At 44.5% G+C, this 14,943-nt stretch carries 15 protein-coding genes and 1 tRNA gene; 12 read left to right on the forward strand and 4 right to left on the reverse strand.

Features of this window, described 5'->3' with window-relative positions:
• Positions 1–437: 437 nt before the first annotated feature.
• The 6 genes from HMPREF0999_RS04635 to HMPREF0999_RS04660 all read left to right on the forward strand — a co-directional run bounded on the left by HMPREF0999_RS04635 (position 438) and on the right by HMPREF0999_RS04660 (position 6,993).
• Positions 438–1,754 (forward strand): TolC family protein, encoded by a 1,317-nt coding sequence (locus HMPREF0999_RS04635; protein WP_008772912.1) that lies wholly within the window; start codon positions 438–440, stop codon positions 1,752–1,754.
• Between the two features lie 120 nt (positions 1,755–1,874).
• Complete coding sequence (locus HMPREF0999_RS04640; protein WP_005867336.1) at positions 1,875–3,101, forward strand: efflux RND transporter periplasmic adaptor subunit; 1,227 nt, start codon at positions 1,875–1,877, stop codon at positions 3,099–3,101.
• 8 nt (positions 3,102–3,109) lie between these two features.
• Positions 3,110–3,850, forward strand: a complete 741-nt coding sequence (locus tag HMPREF0999_RS04645; RefSeq protein ID WP_005859794.1) for an ABC transporter ATP-binding protein — start codon at positions 3,110–3,112, stop codon at positions 3,848–3,850.
• 19 nt (positions 3,851–3,869) lie between these two features.
• Positions 3,870–5,090, forward strand: a complete 1,221-nt coding sequence (locus HMPREF0999_RS04650; protein WP_009275295.1) for an ABC transporter permease — start codon at positions 3,870–3,872, stop codon at positions 5,088–5,090.
• Between the two features lie 83 nt (positions 5,091–5,173).
• Positions 5,174–6,241 carry a sensor histidine kinase gene (locus tag HMPREF0999_RS04655; RefSeq protein ID WP_008772910.1) on the forward strand — a complete coding sequence of 356 codons (1,068 nt, stop codon included), beginning with the start codon at positions 5,174–5,176 and terminating at the stop codon, positions 6,239–6,241.
• The gene (locus HMPREF0999_RS04660) at positions 6,238–6,993 is read left to right on the forward strand and encodes a LytR/AlgR family response regulator transcription factor (protein WP_009275296.1); all 756 of its coding nucleotides are present in this window, start codon (positions 6,238–6,240) and stop codon (positions 6,991–6,993) included. Before HMPREF0999_RS04655 ends, HMPREF0999_RS04660 begins: the two co-directional genes overlap by 4 nt.
• A 7-nt stretch (positions 6,994–7,000) precedes the next feature.
• Here HMPREF0999_RS04660 and dacB read toward each other — a convergent pair whose 3' ends face one another.
• Entirely contained in the window at positions 7,001–8,458 is a 1,458-nt protein-coding gene (gene dacB, locus HMPREF0999_RS04665) for a D-alanyl-D-alanine carboxypeptidase/D-alanyl-D-alanine-endopeptidase (RefSeq protein WP_009275297.1), read from the reverse strand.
• Between the two features lie 58 nt (positions 8,459–8,516).
• Here dacB and HMPREF0999_RS04670 point away from each other — a divergent pair, with 58 nt between their 5' ends.
• The 3 genes from HMPREF0999_RS04670 (at position 8,517) to HMPREF0999_RS04680 (ending at position 11,279) form a co-directional block, all read left to right on the forward strand.
• Positions 8,517–9,674, forward strand: a complete 1,158-nt coding sequence (locus HMPREF0999_RS04670; protein ID WP_009275298.1) for an AI-2E family transporter — start codon at positions 8,517–8,519, stop codon at positions 9,672–9,674.
• A gap of 69 nt (positions 9,675–9,743) precedes the next feature.
• Positions 9,744–9,816: transfer RNA gene (locus HMPREF0999_RS04675), tRNA-Lys, on the forward strand.
• A gap of 242 nt (positions 9,817–10,058) precedes the next feature.
• Complete coding sequence (locus HMPREF0999_RS04680) at positions 10,059–11,279, forward strand: site-specific integrase (protein ID WP_009275299.1); 1,221 nt, start codon at positions 10,059–10,061, stop codon at positions 11,277–11,279.
• Positions 11,280–11,561: 282 nt separating this feature from the next.
• Here the strand turns inward: HMPREF0999_RS04680 and HMPREF0999_RS04685 are convergent, their stop codons facing one another.
• Genes HMPREF0999_RS04685 through HMPREF0999_RS04695 form a run of 3 tightly spaced genes read right to left on the reverse strand, consistent with a single transcriptional unit; the run spans position 11,562 to position 12,515 of the window.
• Positions 11,562–11,855 (reverse strand): helix-turn-helix domain-containing protein, encoded by a 294-nt coding sequence (locus HMPREF0999_RS04685; protein WP_004293696.1) that lies wholly within the window; start codon positions 11,853–11,855, stop codon positions 11,562–11,564.
• A 53-nt stretch (positions 11,856–11,908) separates the two neighbouring features.
• Entirely contained in the window at positions 11,909–12,214 is a 306-nt protein-coding gene (locus HMPREF0999_RS04690; protein WP_009275301.1) for a DUF3876 domain-containing protein, read from the reverse strand.
• 22 nt (positions 12,215–12,236) lie between these two features.
• Positions 12,237–12,515: a helix-turn-helix domain-containing protein gene (locus HMPREF0999_RS04695; RefSeq protein WP_009275302.1), complete on the reverse strand. Its 279-nt coding sequence runs from the start codon at positions 12,513–12,515 to the stop codon at positions 12,237–12,239.
• Positions 12,516–12,871: 356 nt separating this feature from the next.
• On the opposite strand from HMPREF0999_RS04695, the gene HMPREF0999_RS04700 reads away from it, so the two are divergent.
• From HMPREF0999_RS04700 to HMPREF0999_RS04710, 3 genes are read left to right on the forward strand one after another with little or no spacing between them, the layout of a single operon-like run.
• Positions 12,872–13,444 (forward strand): Crp/Fnr family transcriptional regulator, encoded by a 573-nt coding sequence (locus tag HMPREF0999_RS04700; protein ID WP_009275303.1) that lies wholly within the window; start codon positions 12,872–12,874, stop codon positions 13,442–13,444.
• Between the two features lie 55 nt (positions 13,445–13,499).
• Positions 13,500–14,351: a GNAT family N-acetyltransferase gene (locus HMPREF0999_RS04705; protein WP_009275304.1), complete on the forward strand. Its 852-nt coding sequence runs from the start codon at positions 13,500–13,502 to the stop codon at positions 14,349–14,351.
• 5 nt (positions 14,352–14,356) lie between these two features.
• Positions 14,357–14,887, forward strand: coding sequence for a GNAT family N-acetyltransferase (locus tag HMPREF0999_RS04710; RefSeq protein WP_009275305.1), 531 nt, complete (start codon positions 14,357–14,359; stop codon positions 14,885–14,887).
• The last annotated feature ends 56 nt before the right edge of the window (positions 14,888–14,943 follow it).

Raw genomic sequence — 14,943 nt, forward strand, 5'->3', positions numbered from 1 at the left:
CTTGCGTTAGGCGTTGTGAGCGGCTGTGCATTGGGTTGTGAGTACCTGTGAATAGGCATTCGTAGCCTGTTACAACCCTATCGTAACACTGTTTCACCCTTTTTCTTGTCTAAATAGATGAATTAGGATGAATTCATTTCACTGGAATAAAAGACTGTTTTTGGGTATTCGTCTATTAGCGAGATGATTGCCGTTTTTTTCTTTCGTATTTGGGAGTGAGCCGTACCTTTGCCCGGAATAATCGATTCTCCGGGACTTCGGTTATCATTTTGTCAAATTGTCAAATCGATGGCCTTATAAATATATATCCGCACGCTTTCCTGTCGATGCAATTGCCCGTTTAATCGGTGAAAACAGCCCCTTTTTCTAGTCTGGTTGCCCATGTTTTTAAGGTAATATAGTTTTGCTTTCGTAAAAAGATAGAAAACGAAGGCAATATGAAACAATACGCTTTATTATTCGCATGTCTGTTCTTCCTCTGTGTGGGGAGTAAGGCACAAGAGCAACCTACCCGATGGACTTTGCGCGCTTGCTTGGATTACGCTTTGGAGCATAATATCCAAGTAAAGAAAAGCAAGGTGTCGCATCTTTCCGGTATAGAGGATACGAAGCAGGCGAAAGCACAGCTTTTCCCTTCCCTTTCGGCTTCGGTTACCCAAGGATTCGTGAATTATCCTTCGAGCGACGCCGCTACGAATAATAGCTATAGCGGTAATTATGCGCTGAACGCTAAATGGACGCTTTTTGATGGAGGGCAACGTGTACAGGCGATCAAGCAACAGGAAATACAAAATACCGTCGATGAGCTGGGTATCGAGCAAAACGAGGATGATATCCAAATCTCCTTGATACAGACCTATATGCAGGTACTATATGCGATGGAGTCCGTTCGTATCAACCAAAATACGGTCGAGGTATCTACGGCGCAACGGGATCGTGCGGTGGAGTTGCTACGTGCCGGTTCGATCTCGAAAGTGGATTTGGCTCAGTTGGAAAGCCAGTTAAGCACCGATAAATATCAATTGGTCGTAGCCCAGACGAATCTAGACAATTATAAGTTGCAATTGAAGCAATTACTAGAACTGGATATAACCGAAGAGATCGAATTGGTGATGCCGGAGCTTACGGAGAAAGATATCTTAACCCCGCTTCCGAGCAAGCAAACGATTTACAATACCTCTCTGGCCGTGATGCCGCAAATAAAGAGCAGTGAGCTGGCCGTGGACATCGCCGAGCTGGAGAAGAAAAAGGCGAAAGGTGCTTTCCTTCCTTCGCTCTCCATGAACGCCGGGCTGGGTACCGGCCATCTTTCCGGAACGGATTACGCTTTCGGTAGCCAGATCTGGAATAGCTTCAACGAGAGTGTCGGATTGACGATCAGCATCCCTATCTTCAGTAACCGCCAGTATAAGACGGCCTATAACAAGGCGAAATACGCGATTACCACCAGCCAGTTGGAGTTGCTGAATGCCCAAAAGCAATTGCTGCAAACCGTGGAGGGGATCTATCTGGACGCTACCTCGTCGCAGACCCAATATACCTCGGCTACCGAACGCTTGAGTTACGTGAAAGAAAGCTATAACTTGATCGATGAGCAATTCAGCCTCGGTATGAAAAATACGCTTGAGCTATTGACGGAGAAGAACAATTATCTGACCGCCCAGCAAGAGCAGCTACAAGCGAAATACATGGCCTTGATGAGCGTTCAATTGCTGAATGTTTATCAGAAGAAGCCGGTTGCGGAGAATTATTAACCCACTAATGGATATATATATTTACTCCACTCTCTTTTTTCAAGGTTACCCTGCGACGGAGGTCGCGGGGGCCTTTTGAACAAGAATACAACGTAAAACAGAAATAAAACGAATCAGAATATGGACAAGAAGAAACTAATCATGGGCGGTGTTGCCGTTATCCTCATTGCGGGGGGCGTGTTCCTTTTCACGGGCAAATCCTCGAAAGGCGGAATCAAGCTGGAGACCGCTAAAGTAGGGCGCAGCACGATCACGAATACGGTTACGGCCACCGGTACGGTAGAGCCCGTTACCGAGGTTGAGGTAGGTACGCAGGTCTCCGGTATCATCGATAAATTGTACGCTGATTATAACGACGTGGTGAAAGCCGGCCAACTGATCGCCGAGATGGATAAGATCAACCTCCAAGCCGAGCTTCGTTCCGCCGAGGCGCAATTGGCGAGCAGCAAGACGGAGTTCGAGTATCAACAGAAGAACTACGCACGTAGCAAGGTGCTTCACGAGAAACAATTGATTAGCGATACGGATTATGAGACGGCTACCTATAATTATGAGAAGGCGAAGGCCGCTTACGACCAGAGTCAGGCCTCCATGGTAAAAGTAAACCGTAATCTGGAATATGCCACGATCACGAGCCCTATAGACGGAGTGGTTATCAACCGGGCCGTTGAGGAAGGGCAGACCGTTGCCGCCGGCTTCGAGACCCCGACGCTGTTTACCATTGCCGCCGACTTGACGAAGATGCAGGTAATAGCGGATGTGGATGAGGCGGATATAGGTAATGTGGAGGAAGGCCAACGGGTTAGTTTTACGGTGGATGCCTATCCGAACGATCAATTCGAGGGCGTGGTTCGTCAGATTCGTTTAGGGGACAGCGAAAGCACTTCCAGTGCTTCTTCCAGTACTTCTTCTTCCACGGTTGTTACGTATGAGGTAGTAATTACGGCGGATAATCCGGACTTGAAACTGAAACCTCGCTTGACGGCAAATGTCACAATTTATACGTTGGAACGTGCGAATATCTTGACCTTGCCGAACAAGGCGCTTCGTTTTATCCCCGAGCCCGCCATCATGGAATCGTTGGGTATGACCGTGACGGATCCGAATGCGGAGGTACAACCCGGAAAACGCTTGGTTTGGTCCCGCCAAGGAAATACCTTGAGCCCGAGGCAGATTACGGTCGGAACCAGCAACAACAGCGTGACCGAAGTAACCGAGGGCTTGAGCGAGGGCGATGAGGTAGCCGTAGATTTAGCGAGCGCCGCTAACATGCCGGAAGTAGGTGCAGGAGCGGAGCGTAGCCCTTTCATGCCGGGCCCTCCGGGAAGCAACAAAAATAAGAGATAGCTTGCGTCATGAAAGAAATTATCAGATTAGACAATATAAAACGAGACTTCCACGTTGGCGACGAGACCGTCCATGCCCTGCGAGGCGTGTCGTTCACGATTCGCGAGGGGGAGTTCGTTACGATCATGGGAACCTCCGGCTCCGGAAAGAGTACGTTGTTGAACACGCTGGGTTGCCTTGATACTCCTACGAGCGGGGAGTATTACTTAGACGGAGTATCCGTGCGCACCATGAACAAGCGGCAGCGAGCGACCCTCCGGAATCGCAAGATCGGATTCGTTTTTCAAAATTACAATCTGTTGCCGAAGACGACAGCGGTAGAGAACGTAGAGCTTCCTCTCATGTACAATCCTACTTATAAAGCGGCCCAACGTAGGGAGAAGGCGGTCAACGCCTTGATCGCCGTGGGCTTGGGAGACCGACTGATGCATAAAAGTAACCAGATGTCCGGTGGCCAGATGCAGCGTGTGGCGATCGCCCGTGCCTTGGTGAACGATCCGGCGGTGATCCTGGCGGACGAGGCTACCGGCAACTTGGATACCCGTACCTCTTTTGAGATCTTGGTGCTCTTCCAGCGTCTGCACGCCGAGGGACGTACGATTATTTTTGTCACCCACAACCCGGAGATCGCCCAATACAGCAGCCGGAATATCACGTTGCGCGACGGTCATGTAACCGCCGATACGGTGAATACGAATATCTTGAGCGCCGCCGAGGCTTTGGCCCGCCTGCCCAAGAATGATGATTAAGCGATAAACAGAAGTAACAATGAATACGACGAATTTACTAAAGATAGCCCTCCGGGCCTTGGCCAACAACAAGCTGCGGGGATTCCTCACGATGCTGGGTATCATCATCGGCGTGGCTTCCGTGATCACGATGCTGGCCATCGGTCAAGGTTCGAAGCGGAGTATACAGGCGCAGATCAGCGAGATGGGCTCGAACATGATCATGATCCAGCCGGGAGCCGACATGCGTGGTGGTGTCCGCCAAGACGCCTCTGCCATGGAGACGCTGAAGCTACAGGACTACGAGGATATCGTGAACGAGACTCGCTACGTCTCCGCCACCTCTCCCTCCGTGAACAGTAGCGGGCAGGCCATCTATGGCGCCAACAATGCCCCGACCACCGTCTACGGTATCAGCCCGGATTATATGGAGATACGCCGATACGAGGTGGAGGATGGCGATATGTTCAGCGATCAAGACGTACAGACCGCCGCCAAGGTATGCGTGATCGGGAAGACGGTGGTGGATAACCTTTTCCCCGGCGGAGAGAATCCCGTCGGACGGGTGATCCGTTTCCAGAAGCTACCGTTCCGGGTCGTGGGCGTACTGAAAAGCAAAGGATATAACAGCATGGGAATGGACCAAGACGACCTGATCTTAGCTCCATACACAACTATTCAAAAGAAGATCTTGGCCATTACCCATTTGCAAGGCATAACCTGCTCGGCGCTCAAGGAGGAGTACACCGATCAAGCCATAGACGAGATATCGGAGATACTGAGGCGTAACCATAGGCTGCGGGAAACCGATGATGATGATTTCACGATCCGGAGTATGCAGGAGTTGAGTACGATGTTGACAAGTACGACGGATATAATGACGACGTTGCTGGCCGCGGTGGCTGGTATCTCTCTTCTCGTTGGTGGTATCGGTATCATGAATATCATGTACGTGAGCGTGACGGAGCGTACGCGGGAGATCGGCCTCCGTATGAGTATCGGTGCGAAAGGCATGGATATCTTGGCTCAGTTCTTGATCGAGTCTATCCTTATCAGCGTGACCGGGGGATTGATCGGCGTGCTTTTCGGCGTGGGAGCCGCCTTGATCGTGAATGTCGTGGCGCATTTCCCGATCTATATCCAGCCATGGAGCGTACTGCTCTCTTTCGTGGTATGTACGGTGACGGGCGTGTTCTTCGGATGGTACCCGGCCAAGAAGGCGGCGCAGCTCGACCCGATCGAGGCCATACGCTATGAGTAGACGAATGCTCACTAGATAAGGCTACATGGCTCATATAACGGTAGGAATGACTATATTTGCGTAGCACTAAAGAGGATAATAAGATGAATGACACACCACAATCCCCCCCTATCAAAGGTTTGGGAAAGTTGATACACATTGCGGGATGGGGTATCCTATTCTGTTCCCCCTTCTTCTTCACGGGGAGGGAGTCGCAAGTCACGTTCGAGGGCTATTTCCGGAGCATCATCGTGCCGCTTTCCTTCATGCTCGTCTTCTACTTGAATTACGGGTGGCTGGTGAGGCGGTATTTGTTTAACCGCCGGACAGGGCGTTTCCTGCTGATCAACCTATTGCTTATCGGGGGTATGATGCTGTTCGTGCATCTCTGCATGCGCTATTTCTATCCGCCGGAGATGCATCATCCGGCTCGTCCGCCCCGCCCGTTGAACGAGACGGTGGGGTTCTTTCTCGTCAACGCCGTTATCTACTCCTTGGTAGCCGGCCTTAGCGTGGCGATCAAGATGACGGACGGATGGTACCGGGTGGCGGCTATCCAGCGGGAACTGGAGAAGGAGCGTGCCGAGGCGGAATTGCAGAACTTGAAAAGCCAGCTTAACCCGCATTTCCTGTTTAATACGTTGAATAATATCTATAGCTTGATAGCGTTCAGCCCGGAGAAGGCGCAGGAGGCGGTGCACGATTTGAGCCGCTTGCTTCGCTATGTCTTGTATGAGAGTAGCCAGCCTTTTGTCCCTTTGGAGAAGGATTTCGACTTCCTTCGTAATTATGTGGAGTTGATGCGTATACGCCTGCCCAAACATGTGGAGCTGAAAACGAATATCGTCGCTTCCTCTCCGGGAACCTTGATCGCTCCCCTGTTGTTTATCTCCTTGGTTGAGAACGCGTTTAAGCATGGGGTGAGCAATAATAAGCCGTCTTTCATCCATTTGGATATCCATCAGGAGGGGGCGGAGGTGGTTTGTACTATCGTGAATAGCTATTTCCCGAAAAGCCCGGATCAAGATAAAAGTGGTTCCGGTATCGGGCTGGTGAATCTGGAGAAACGCTTGGGGCTGCTCTATCCGGGGCATTTCTCGTTCCAATGCGGTCGGGAGGGGGATAACTATTCTTCTTATCTATCAATTACTATAAACGAGACTGAGATATGAGATTGACTTGCGCTATTATTGACGATGAACCTTTAGCGGTTAGCTTGCTGGAAAGCTACGTCTTGAAAACTCCGTTTCTGGATTTGCAGGGGACTTATAATAGTGCCTTGGACGCTCTTTCCGACTTACGGGATCGGCCGGTGGATCTGCTTTTTCTGGATATCCAGATGCCGGAGTTGAGCGGATTGGAGTTCTCCCGTATCTTGAACGCCGATACCCGTGTCATCTTTACGACGGCTTTCGATCAATATGCCGTGGATAGTTACCGGGTAAACGCGCTGGATTATTTGTTGAAGCCGATCAGCTATCCGGACTTCCTTGCCTCGGCGAATAAGGCGTTGCGATGGTATGAGTTGCTCCGTAAGCCGGTGTCTTCGGAAGAGAAGGAGGAATCCGCGTCAATCGCGGAGAGGGGCGGGATGGAGAGTATTTTCGTCAAGAGTGAGTATAAGCTGTTGCAAATAGAGCTGCGCAAGATATTATATATTGAAGGATTAAAGGATTACGTGAAGATATTCGTGGAGGATGAGCCCCGTCCGGTCCTTTCGTTGATGAGCATGAAGAGTTTGGAGGATATGTTACCTTCGGATCGCTTTGTGCGTGTTCATCGCTCTTTTATCGTCCAGCCGGAGAAGATCAAGGTGATCGAGCGGAATCGGATTGTCTTTGGAAAGGAGTATATCCCGATCTCCGACAATTATAAACAGCATTTCCTAGAGATGATAGAGCGTAGATCGATCCTGCCGAAATAACCGCTGGTTAGTTGAACAACTGGAGCAATAATTTCTCTATCGCTACGGTCATAGGACGTCCGTCGCTGGAATAGTTGTTTACGAATAGGGCGATGGCGTATTGCTTATCGCCTTTGTTTATATATCCCGCATATCCTTTTACCCGGCTCATGCTTCCGCTTTTAAGATGAGCTTTTCCTTGGAGGGATGAGCCTTTTAAGAAGTTCCTCACCGAGCCTTCTACCCCCGCTACGGGCAATGATTCGTAGAAGGCTGTGTGTTGTTGTGAACGGGTTCTCATATAAATCAATAAATCAGCCACAAAAGCTGTTGATAACTTGTTGGTAACCGCAAGGCCACTACCGTCGTACATCCAGACGCACGAGAGGTCGAGTCCTTTCCCTTGCCAATAGTCCCGAAGCACCTGGATGCCCCGGTTAAAAGAAGATATGACCTCTCCCTTACGGGGCGTATAGCGTAGGCCGATTGTCTTGATCAAGGCATCGGCGAATAAATTATGGCTGACATGGTTGGTCACTTCCACGATTTCCCGAAGCGTAGGGGAGTAAGTGGTAACAATCTCGGTCCGTTTCCCGGGTTGCCACCTACCGGCCTCCCGCAAGATACGGAAACAAGACGGTGATTCGCCGACCGTGATCCCTTCATGTTCCAATTGCCTAGTGAGATAATCCGCTAGGAAAAGAGCCGGGTCCGGGATATCCCCTTTGAGCGGATACCATTCCCGGTTAGCGGGGACAATTCCGTATAAATAACGGTCCGTGGCGAATGGCGCCCCTACGATAAAAGAACTATCCGAAGATACTTGCTGAGCCGTTAAGTAATTATGGAAATGGATGCCGGATAATTCCGGTTCGGTTCCTTTCAACTTCGGGCGGCTTCCGGGAGCCCCGGTTTGCAGTCCTAATTTATAGAGATTGTCGAATACGCAAAGTCCATAGCTTCCGGCGCCATAATAGCTGCCCATATCTTCGCCAACCCATTTAAAGGAAGTGCCTTCCGTGTCGAATATACTTTCATCAGCGATTACGGCACCTTGTATTTTATGGATACCCACCTTTTTCAAGGCGGAGATCCATTCCTGTAGGAACCGCTTATGATACGGGGCGAAATGCGCTGAGCCAAGGCTGGGATCTCCGCTTCCCTTGATGTATAGATTCCCTTTTAGCAAGCCCTTCTCGATGGAGCCATCGTATGCCAATGTCGTGGGAAAGCGATAATCCTCGCCCAGTATCTCCAAGGCGGTAGCGGTCGTAACCGTCTTCATGACCGAGGCTGGGGTCAGCTGCCGGAGGGTATCGTAAGCGAATACCGTCTCGCCATTGTGAACGTCTTTCACGATCAAGGAAAATGAGGCTCCTTCCATATAAGGCTTACGCAGGAATTGCTTGATAGGTTGTGGAACCTGTGCCCCTACTGAAAGGTATAAGCAAGAAATGAGGAAGAAAAAGGATATTTTACGTATCATGATGTTTATATATTCTACTTTATTCTATCTTTGTCGCAAGCAAAGATATGAAAATAATATGAATCCACTGTTTGACAAGCCTTTTACGTTTGACCGTGTAATACGCATAGTGTTCGGTATACTGGTCATCTCAGGGATTATCTATTTGATAGCCTTATTACGGAACGCATTGTTACCTTTCCTGATCGCTTGGTTGCTGGCTTACATGATGCAACCGTTCGTAAAGTTCTTCCAATATAAATTATGCTTTAAGAGCCGTATCTTATCGATTATGGCGGTATTGGTGACTTTAGGGCTGTTGATAACGTTGCTGATAGTCATGGTCGTTCCTTCCATCGCGGCTGAGGCGGATAAAACGCTAGAACTGATCCGCACACATGATCCCGGTGAAGGTCATGTCCCTTTGATTCCGCATTCATGGATGGAATATCTGGAAAGTAATGTGAACTTCGCTCAGATTATGGAGTTATTGAGTAAGGAGAATTTGTTGAAAGCGGTGAAGCAGATAGCACCCCAGTTATGGTCTATCTTATCGAACACCTTCTCGATCCTTTTCAGTATCACGATCGTGTTCGTGATCTTGCTTTATTTTATCTTCATCCTTTTGGACTATGAGAAGATCGCGAATGGTTGGATCGATTTGATACCGGAGCGTTACCGTCCGTTCCTGCAAGGTTTGGCTGAGGATGTGGAATACAGCATGAACCGTTATTTCCGAGGACAATCGCTGATCGCTCTCTCCGTCGGGATTCTCCTCGCGATCGGTTTTAAGATCATTAATTTCCCGTTGGCGGTCACGCTGGGCTTGTTTATCGGCGTGCTGAACTTAATTCCCTATATGCAGGCGATCGGTATCATCCCGATGATTCTATTGAGCTTATTGCGTTCGGCCGAGACAGGCGAGAACTTCTGGTTGATCTTTGGTTTGGCTATTTTAGTCTTGGGTATCGTACAATGTATACAGGATTTATATCTTACCCCCCGCATAATGGGTAAGGCTATGGGATTGAATCCCGCCATCATTTTACTCTCATTATCCATCTGGGGAACGATCTTAGGCTTTATCGGCTTAATAATAGCCCTCCCATTAACAACCTTATGCTTATCTTATTATAAACGATTTATCTTGCATGAATATAATGAGTTAGATTCCAGAAGCCTTGCTCATCAACCTAAACAAGAGGAAATAAATTCAGATTTAATCGCAAAAAAATAGCCATATCTATTGCGTATTAAAAAAATATCCCTACCTTTGCACCCGCATTACAGAAGTAACGCATAGGATGATTCGCTAGCTCAGCTGGTAGAGCACAACACTTTTAATGTTGGGGTCCTGGGTTCGAGCCCCAGGCGGATCACTGAAAACAAAATAAAAATCAAGCAAATCCCTGATAATCAGATATTATCAGGGATTTCTTTTTTCTAGCAGGTAGCAAAAAATAGCCGTTTCAAGCATATTATCGGTGGATAAATCGTGGGACTAAAATTTAGTTCAAAAAAGTCCCACGAATTTGCACCTTTCTCACTGATTCATAGTATTTTGCATAGACTTACTTTGGAAGAGAATACATAGTTTTGTAACTTTAAAAACGATGTAAAAATGGCTCGAAAATCATTTTCTGTATTGTTCTTCATCAAGAAAGGCAAATTATTAAAGAACGGAGAAGCACCCGTGTGCATGAGAATCACCGTAAACGGCTGTATGGTAGATATTTCTATCAAAAGAAGCTGTCCCTTAAACCTATGGAATCAGGCAAAAGAGAATTCAAAAGGTAAAGACCGTATGTCGGTGGAACTGAACCACTACTTAGAAATCACACGTTCGCACGTACACCAAATTTATAGAGAACTGGAAACTTCCGGCAAGGTTATCACTGTTGATCTTGTTAGAAAACTGTTTTATGGTGTGGACGAAGATAACAAAACACTATTACAGGTATTCAGGGAACATAATGAACAAAGTCGTAAGCTGATCGGCAAAGACTTTGTAAGCAAGACTGTTCAACGGTATGAAACCACTACCCGATATTTGGAGGAATTCATTAAGAAAGAATATCAGCTATCGGATATTGCTCTGAATAACTTGGAAGCGAACTTCATTTCTAAGTTCGATGCTTTCTTGAAGATTGAAAAGGGTTGTGCGCAGAACTCAGCTATCACCCGACTAAAGAACTTGAAGAAGATTATTCGTATTGCTTTAGAAAACGACTGGATAAAAAAAGATCCGTTTGCCTACTATCGCTTCAAACTGGAAGAAACCGATCCTGAATTTCTGACGATGGACGAGATTAAAATCATTCTTGCCAAAGAGTTCACCATTAAACGAGTAGAACAGGTACGGGATGTTTTTGTATTCTGCATTTTTACAGGCTTGGCGTTCAGCGATGTGAAAGATTTATCGCCTGAACACTTGGTAAAAGACAATAAAGGGGAACTTTGGATAAGGAAGAACCGGCAAAAGACAAAAATCATGTGTAACATTCCTGTGCTGCCTGTGGCAGCTTCTATACTTGATAAATATAAGGATGTAGTAGAGTGTACCGGAAAACTTTTACCTGTATTGTGTAATCAACGCATGAACAGTTATTTGAAGGAGATTGCCGATGTGTGCGGAATTCATAAAAATCTTAGCACTCATACCGCCCGTCATAGCTATGCCACAAGCATTTGCCTTGCAAATGGCGTGAGTATGGAGAATGTTGCTAAGATGTTAGGTCATGCAGATACAAGCGTAACAAAACACTATGCAAGGGTATTGGATCAGAATATTTTCAAGGATATGCAAAAAGTAAATAGCTGCCTGTCGGAATTGGCTATATAATAAAGATAGTAGCTAATATTGAAAAAGGATTGGGAAGAATGAATTTCATTTTCTCAATCCTTTTCTTTCATAGTAAGTTTTCCAGAACTCAATATGAAGCATTGACAAAGGTAAGTTCCGTATTTAGCCTGTTCAAGTCCGAGCCTTCGGTTTAGATGAAAATCTTCCTCTCACTATGTTCGAGCGTATTTTCATCTAAAGACTTGCACAGACTAAATACTTCACTGGAAAAGTCAATGATTCAAATTAAATTCCGAAAAACAATGTTTTGGGCTTGGCAGGTTACTCTTTCCAACTTTCAAAGTAGTGTTTTTGGAGCAGTTTATCAATATCACTCTGACGGTAGATGATTTTACCTTTTATCTGGATAAAGGGGATTAGCCCTGTATCTCGCCATTCTTGCAGGGTTCGCAAACTGACATTCAGTTTCTTGGAAACTTCATTGTTAGAAAGAAAACGCTCCCCGTTCAGGTGTGGCTTGTAATGCTTGACTATAGATTCAATACCGTTCAGCATCGAATCAAGCGAAGAAATAAATTCTTTGACTTGTGGGGTATCTTTATTTATTAGTTCCATGATTGAAAGATTGTTTTATTGAAATATTGATTTCAAGATGGCTAGATAGCTGGCTAGTTACGCAGATAGTCACCCAGATAGTCACCCAGCGATGAAATGCTAAGTACATCTTTTGCCGAATCATAATCTACATAGAGTCGTTTGGATGCAGTGGCAATAAAATACTGGCTACCATCTTGCTGTATCTCATAAGTAGCGGGTGAAGCTTGTTTAGTGGTTTCCGATACATATATAATAGAAAGAAGGTACTCTTTATCGCTCCGATAAAGGATTATCGTAGGATTCAGATTAACGCTTTCCCATGTGCCAACAATGGAAAACAGATTGAAGGACGGGTAATCTTCTTTAGCTCTTTTCATAAAATGTGGTTTGTTTGAGTGATTAATTTTGTGTTTCACTGTCCGCAATAATTCTTTCAATATCGGAAGACTTATAATAAATCTTGCTTCCGATTTGAGAATAAGCCAGCCGTCCACTACTTCGGTAATATTGCAGTGTTCGTTTGCTAAAACCCAACAACAGGCACACTTCTTGACTATCCAGCCAGTTTTCTACTTTCTGGGTATGAGTGCTGCACAAACTTTCTATTCGTTTGGCAAACTCGGTGAACCGTTCGCAGACATACGAAAAGGTTCTCTTTTCAATGGTTACTACTTCCATACTTTCTCTTTTAAATGGTTTATAAAACGTGTTGATTCTATTTTCATCGGCAAATGAAAGAAGAATCAAGAGACGTTTTAAAAACTGTCTGGAAGTGGTATAAAGTGACTGTTATTGACAATAAGCTAAGTATAAATAACCGATATAGAAATAAATCAATTTCCATAGTCTGTTCAGATAACTCATATCATGAAATACAGAATCACTATTACTCAAATCAAAAGCGATCTTGTTAGTTGAAATATTTAGATTTATCTAAAATAGTCTTGTTTTATAGGAAAGACTATTAATGATATCAAAGATTATTATTACCTTTGATATCATTGAGTTATAGTATAATATTATTTGATAAACAAATGAACGTTGTTGAACAAATACTGAAAAAAGAACTAAATCTATCGAACGATATGTGCGATAGGTTTCTTGAATTGGCAGAAACTAAATATTTGAAGAAGAAAGAGATGTTTGTCCAACAGGGCAAAGTTTGTTATAATCTTGGTATAATCGAAAGTGGTGTGTTACGTTCCTATATTGAGAAAGATGCTATTGAGTTCATTAAAGACTTTTACTTTTCCGGTTCAATTGTCGTTTCTTACAAAAGTTTCCTTACTGGTGAGCCTAGTATCGGAAGCATACAGGCTTTGGAAGACACCCATCTTGTCACACTTTCCAGTTCAGCCTACAATCAATTACTCGAAGAATCGAACGAATGGTTTAAATTTGGAAAATATATTTCTGATAGCTTGTTGATTAAGAAATGCAGGAAGGAAACTTCTTTCCTAATGGATAGTGCATTTGAAAGATATAAATTATTGCTAAAAACCTATCCGCAAATAGAACAACACCTATCTCAGTATTATATTGCCGCTTATCTCGGAATTAAACCAGAATCATTGAGCCGACTTAAATCTCTTAACATAGGTCAATGAACTATTATATACCATTTCACTACTTTTGCAAAAAAGTAAATAAAGTAGTATGAATATGGAAATAAGATCTTTAAATAATATATGTCTTAATGAATTATTTGAGGCATTTGAACAGGCTTTTGCCGATTATGAAGTGCAGTTAAACAAAGTAGAGCTTTTAACTATGCTAAAACGGCGTGGCTTTGAACCCAAAGCCTCTTTTGGAGCATTTGATGGAAATAAAATAGTTTCGTTTACGTGTAATGGGATAGGGAATTTCTATGGAACACCAACTGCTTACGATACTGGGACAGGAACACTGAAAGACTACCAGGGAAAAGGGTTGGCTACGCAGGTTTTTAAATATTCAATTCCCCATTTAAAAGCATTAGGAGTAAAGGAATATCTATTAGAAGTATTACAGCATAATATAGGTGCACTCTCCGTTTATAGGAAATTAGGCTTCGAGGTGACACGAGAGTTTTATTACTTCAAGTTAAAAAATAATCAGATTAGCAAGACTATTAGAACGCTTGATTTCCCTTATACATTGAAGCCAATTAAAATTGATGAATATAATTCAATACCCAACTTTTGGGATTTCAAACCCTCGTGGCAGAATAGTATAGAAGCGATAGAGAGATGCTTAAAAGACTTTATTTGTTTAGGCGTTTTTTCTGAAGGCAATCTTATCGGCTATGGAGTTTTTGAACCTATCTCTGGGGATGTTACTCAAATAGCTGTTGATAAACAATTCCGCCGCAGGGGAGTTGGTTCATTGCTTTTTCAGAAGATGCTCGAAAGCAATAAACATAGTTCTATTAAGATCATTAATACCGACATAGAATGTCATTCAATTACAACTTTTCTTCAATCGAAAAATATAGAACCGGCAGGAAAACAATTTGAAATGATAAAAAGGTTATAAGTGTTATGCTTCCAACATTTGAAACAGTTCGTCTGATTCTCAAGCCCCGAACTATAGACGATCTCGAAAGTTGTATAGAGATGGACATAGCTCCACAGGTTACAGAATATATACCGGGGGAATGGAACGGTTCATACGAACATCTTACCTTTCTAAAAGAGAGAATTTTGAAATCCTACCCCTCTGGCTTAGGATATTGGTCTATTTTTTCGAAAGAAAACCCAATAAATTTCCTTGGTTGGATACATCTATTACCAGTAAAAGATGATAGACAGGCTACTGAAATTGGCTGGCGGTTGAAATATTCCGCATGGGGAAACGGATATGCAACTGAAGCTGCACAAGTAATAATTGCACATGCCTTTAGTATAGCTGATTTCAATCGGATTGTAGCATACACACACTCTGCCAATAACCGTTCTATCAAAATGATGAATAGGTTAGGACTCAAATATATTGATGATTTAATTTATAATGGTAAAACACCTTCTTTATTTTATGAAATTAGAAGAGAAAAGTATTATCAAAAGGAATAGATTCAAAAAGCAATAAATCACGCCTAAAAAATATTGTGCATAAATGATATTTTTCA

Source organism: Parabacteroides sp. D25 (assembly GCF_000307475.1).
Lineage (GTDB): Bacteria > Bacteroidota > Bacteroidia > Bacteroidales > Tannerellaceae > Parabacteroides > Parabacteroides distasonis.